Origin of the sequence: Schnuerera sp., assembly GCF_035459645.1 — a bacterium.
In the GTDB taxonomy this organism is placed as follows: domain Bacteria; phylum Bacillota; class Clostridia; order Tissierellales; family Tepidimicrobiaceae; genus Schnuerera.
In genome coordinates this window covers 1-2019 of the sequence record NZ_DATHXO010000233.1, presented here as the reverse complement: position 1 = coordinate 2019, position 2019 = coordinate 1, and the positions used below count along the sequence as shown (strand labels likewise).

At 30.4% G+C, this 2019-nt stretch carries 3 protein-coding genes; all 3 read left to right on the top strand.

Annotation, left to right across the window (positions count from 1 at the left end; genetic code table 11):
• Window positions 1-180 precede the first annotated feature (180 nt).
• On the top strand, window positions 181-861 hold the full coding sequence (locus VK998_RS05500) for a TVP38/TMEM64 family protein (RefSeq protein ID WP_325226379.1): 681 nt from the start codon (window positions 181-183) through the stop codon (window positions 859-861).
• A 49-nt stretch (window positions 862-910) separates the two neighbouring features.
• Window positions 911-1276 (top strand): flagellar protein FlaG, encoded by a 366-nt coding sequence (locus VK998_RS05495; RefSeq protein WP_325226377.1) that lies wholly within the window; start codon window positions 911-913, stop codon window positions 1274-1276.
• Between the two features lie 11 nt (window positions 1277-1287).
• The coding region (fliD, locus tag VK998_RS05490; protein ID WP_325226375.1) for a flagellar filament capping protein FliD at window positions 1288-2019 on the top strand (732 nt) is incomplete at its 3' end.

Genomic DNA, 2019 nt, shown 5'->3' with positions numbered 1-2019 from the left:
ACTGCTAAGGCGGTTTTCACCGTTCTCATACCAATTTTTTTTACTTTCATAACACTCACCTTTTCTTATTGTAACAATATTATACCAGCGAAAACTCAGTTGGACAAGGCATTAATATTTAAGCCTAAAAGTGGTAATAGTAATTTTGATATATTATAATAATGTAATAAGGAGAAAAAGATGGAAAGAAATAAAAGAATTATAAAAATAGGATTGGTACTTATATTAATTTTCATATTAGTTTATTTAATATTAAGATTGAGGATATTTGATAAAGATAGTGTGTTGAATATTTTATTATCAGGGAAAGAAAGAACTAGATTTGGCATATTTTTTATATTACTTGTTGGGTTATTAATGATATTTTTAGTTCCACTGTCTTGGTTTTCTCCATTGGCTGCTTTTTTCTTTGGTTTAAAAGGATTTATTTATGTTGTAAGTGGAGCAATTATAGCTTCCATAATTTCCTTTATTATAGCTAGAGTATTTAGAAAAGATATTATAAATATCATAAATAAAATTTATTATAGAAAAAAAAGGAAGATTGATTTAGATGAAATTTCTACTCAAATAGAAAAATATGGATTTGGCTATATTTTTTTTATGAGGAGTATGCCTTTCATACCATTTAGTATTGCAAACTATGTATCTGGTATTAGCTCTGTATCTTTCAAAGATTATATTTTTGGCACAATATTGGCATTAACCCCTAGTCAAATTATTAATGCTTATTTTTTTGTGAAAGCCATAAATATAAGCCATCGGCCATTAGATGTTTTAGTAGCTGCTTTAATTAAAGGAGTCTATGTATTGACGATTATACTTTGGCAAAGAAAAAGTAAATATAATGCTAAAGAATGAACTAAATTTTGTCGATATACATTACAGAATAGATTAAGGAGGCTTAGGTATGCAAATTAAAGGTGTTTCCAATGCAGTGGATTCTATAAAATATAATGATGGAAATAGAAACGGCTCCAATATTAAAAAAGGTGGAACAAAAGATATACCAATTGAATCAGTAAAATTCCATAGAGAAGAAAATAAATATACAGAAGAAGAATTAATAAAATCCATAGAATCAGCCAATGAACAATTTGTTGCCTTTGATAGAAGATTTGAATTTTCCATACATGACAAAACAAAGCAGATAATGGTAAAGATTATAGACGTAACAACAGATGAGATCATTAGAGAAATACCTCCCGAAAAGATTTTAGATTTGGTTGCAGCCATATGGGAAATATCCGGAATAATCGTAGATGAAAGGGTGTAGGTGGTGATATTATGTATAATACTATGAGAATAACTGGGCTAGCATCGGGAATAGACACTGAAGAGATGATTCAAAATTTGATGAAGGCAGAAAGAATAAAAGTAGATAGAGTAGAACGAGACAGACAGACTGTATTATGGCGTCAGGAAGCGTATAATAGTCTAAATAAAGATTTTGCCAACTTTATTTTAAATACTAGAAAGATGTTTGGTCTAACTACAGTTAGTAGAACTGGAAGCTTCCTACCTAATTCATATCAAAACTTAAATTGGATTAAAAAGGCTACATCATCCAATGAAAGTGTAGCAACAGTATCCAGTACAGGAAAGGCATTAGATGGGACATATAGCGTTCATGTTGAAAAATTAGCTGAAGGGGTTAGTTTGGCTAGTGGAAGTGAGATTGGTGGTAGCGAGATACTAACAGGGAAAGAAAGTATTTCATTTATTATTAACGGCAAAGTTGTGACTGTTAATAAAACCGGAGATAAAGATATCACCATGAGTGATGTAGTAAAGGCTATAAACTCAATTGAAGATATAGGAGTTCGAGCTTCTTATGATGCAGGTATCGATAGATTTTTCTTACAGACTACAGGAACAGGGGAAGATGCCAAGATCAAGATAGAAATAACTGCTGAAGGTATTGGAGCAGATTTTATAGATGCACTAAATTTACAATATTTCACAGGGAAAGATGTTGATGGAAATGATGTTTATGAGCAATATAAAGCAAATGATGAT